Source organism: Ruegeria sp. AF8 (genome assembly GCF_056541825.1).
On record NZ_JBQFYW010000058.1, the window covers coordinates 1 to 2,496 of the forward strand.

Genomic DNA, 2,496 nt, shown 5'->3' on the forward strand with positions numbered 1-2,496 from the left:
TGTTGATTTCCGCTGAGAAGTGACCCGGTATTTTCACCGAGATTTGACCCACCCTTGTTTATGTATCAGCGTTTATTTGGCGGTCAATGTCGGGGCCTCCTTTCGTGTTTTCTTTGCGGCCTCTGAACTGGCTTTGTAGCGGTAGCTGTCATTGCCTGTTTCCAGGATGTGGCAGCGGTGTGTGAGCCGGTCGAGCAAAGCCGTTGTCATCTTTGCGTCACCGAAGACCTGGGCCCATTCTGAGAAGCTGAGGTTTGTGGTGATGATCACGCTGGTGCGCTCGTAGAGCTTGCTCAGGAGGTGGAACAGCAATGCGCCGCCTGATGAACTGAACGGCAGGTAACCCAGTTCATCAAGGATGACCAAGTCGACTTTGGTGAGCATCTCGGCCATTTTGCCAGCCTTTCCGAGCGCCTTTTCCTGTTCCAGTGCGTTGACGAGTTCCACGGTCGAGTAGAAGCGCACTTTGCATCTGTGATGCTCGATAGCCTGAACGCCTATGGCCGTTGCGATGTGGCTTTTACCTGTCCCAGGGCCGCCGATCAGGACAACGTTTTCCGCATTTTCCATGAACTCGCCGCGGTGCAACTGCCGGACGGTGGCTTCATTGATCTCGCTAGATTTGAAGTCAAAACCTGCAAGGTCTTTGTAGGACGGGAAGCGTGCCACCTTTGTGTGGTATGCGATTGACCGTACCTCCCGTTCGGCGATCTCGGCCTTGAGCAGCTGGGACAACATCGGTGTTGCGGCCTCGAACGCTGGTGCGCCCTGGGCTACCAGATCATCGACGGCTTGCGCCATGCCATGCAGCTTGAGGCTGCGCAGCATGATCACAATCGAAGCTCCTGCTGGATCATGACGCATGGCGCTTCTCCCTAATCTGTCTGAGGGCATCGTAGCGATCGACATTGGCCTTCGGAGCTGTTTCCAAGGCCAGGGCATCCGGCGGATCGACCTCTGGAAGATCGGTCTGTTTGCGGTCGAGCAACCTGTGAAGCAGGTTCAGGATGTGCGTCTTGGTCGGAACACCAGCTTCCAGCGCCAGTTCTACGGCACACAGGACGGCATCTTCGTCGTGGTGCAAAACCAACGACAAGATGTCGACCATCTCGCGGTCACCGCCTTCCTTGCGCAGCATGTGATCCTGCAGGCGGCGGAAGGCGTCCGGCATCTCGGTGAACGGTGCACCGTTGCGCAAGGCTCCGGGTTTACGCTGGATGACAGCCAGATAGTGGCGCCAATCATAGATGACCCTGCCTGGCTTGTGGTGCGACCGCTCAATGATGCGGTCATGGGTACAAACGGTTTGGCCTTCCGCCACCACGACCAGCCGTTCGGGGTAGACATGCAGGCTGACGCGGCGGTTCGCAAAGCTGGCCGGGACGCTGTAGCGATTGCGCTCGAAAGTGATCAGGCAGGTAGGAGATACCCGTTTGCTGTGCTCGACAAACCCATCAAAAGCCGGCGGCAGGGTCATCAGCGTGGGCTTCTCAGCTTCCCACACATCAGCAATCGTGCCGGGCAAGTCCCGGTGTTTTGTCTCGGCCCACAAGGCAATACAGCGATCTTCCAGCCACTGGTTCAGCTCGTTCAGGTCGCTGAAGACCGGCATGACCTGCCACAGGCGGTTGCGCGCATCCTGCACGTTCTTCTCAACCTGGCCTTTCTCCCAGCCTGCGGCCGGATTGCAGAACTCGGGCTCGAAGACATAATGACTGGCCATGGCCTTAAAACGTGCGTTGACATCGCGCTGCTTGCCTTTGCCAACACGGTCCACCGCCGTCTTCATGTTGTCGTAGATCCCGCGACCGGGCACGCCACCGAAGACGCGGAACGCGTGCCAGTGGGCGTCGAATAGCATCTCATGTGTTTGCAGCGGGTAGGCCCGCACCAGGAACGCCCGGCTGTGTGACAGCTTGATATGGGCGACCTGAAGTTTGACCCGTTCGCCGCCGATATTAGCCCAGTCTTCGCTCCAGTCGAACTGGAAGGCCTCGCCAGCTTGGAACACCAAAGGAACGTAGGTGCCGCGCCCGGTCGTCTGCTCTGCCCGGTGCCGATCGGCACGCCACGCACGGGCAAAGGCCGCCACACGTCCGTAGGAGCCGTCATACCCAAGCTTCATCAGATCAGCGTGCATCTGCTTCACGGTCCGCCGTTCTTTCCGTGGCTTGCGCGTCTGCGCCAGCAACCAAGCAGACAACCGATCCGCGTAGGGATCAAGTTTGCTCGGCCGAGCTGGCGTCTTGAACTTCGGCTCAACCACCCCCTCGCGAAGGTACTTCCTGATGGTGTTGCGAGACAGGCCGGTGCGCCTTGAAATCTCGCGAATTGGCATTTTGTCACGCAATGCCCAGCGTCGGATAACACTCAAAAATCCCATGTCGATCACTCCATATCTCCCTGAACAAAAGCGTCAGGGCAACGTGTTCACATGGGTCAATTCTCAGTGAAAATTTTGCAGGCTACCGGGTCACTTCTCAGCGGGAATCAACA

2 protein-coding genes are annotated in these 2,496 nt (G+C 57.9%); both read right to left on the reverse strand.

Translation table 11 applies throughout. From position 1 onward, the window contains the following. Positions 1 to 72 precede the first annotated feature (72 nt). Positions 73 to 864, reverse strand: coding sequence for an IS21-like element helper ATPase IstB (gene istB, locus ACR0AO_RS25290; RefSeq protein ID WP_480609750.1), 792 nt, complete (start codon positions 862 to 864; stop codon positions 73 to 75). Then, entirely contained in the window at positions 854 to 2,383 is a 1,530-nt protein-coding gene (gene istA / locus ACR0AO_RS25295; RefSeq protein WP_480609753.1) for an IS21 family transposase, read from the reverse strand. The genes istB and istA overlap by 11 nt, the downstream gene beginning before the upstream one ends. Positions 2,384 to 2,496: the final 113 nt, after the last annotated feature.

What these genes read in the sequence shown, in the direction of transcription:
- istB (WP_480609750.1), bottom strand. Translation starts at nt 864, where the DNA reads ATGCGTCATGATCCAGCAGGAGCTTCGATTGTGATCATGCTGCGCAGC.
- istA (WP_480609753.1), bottom strand. Translation starts at nt 2,383, where the DNA reads ATGGGATTTTTGAGTGTTATCCGACGCTGGGCATTGCGTGACAAAATG.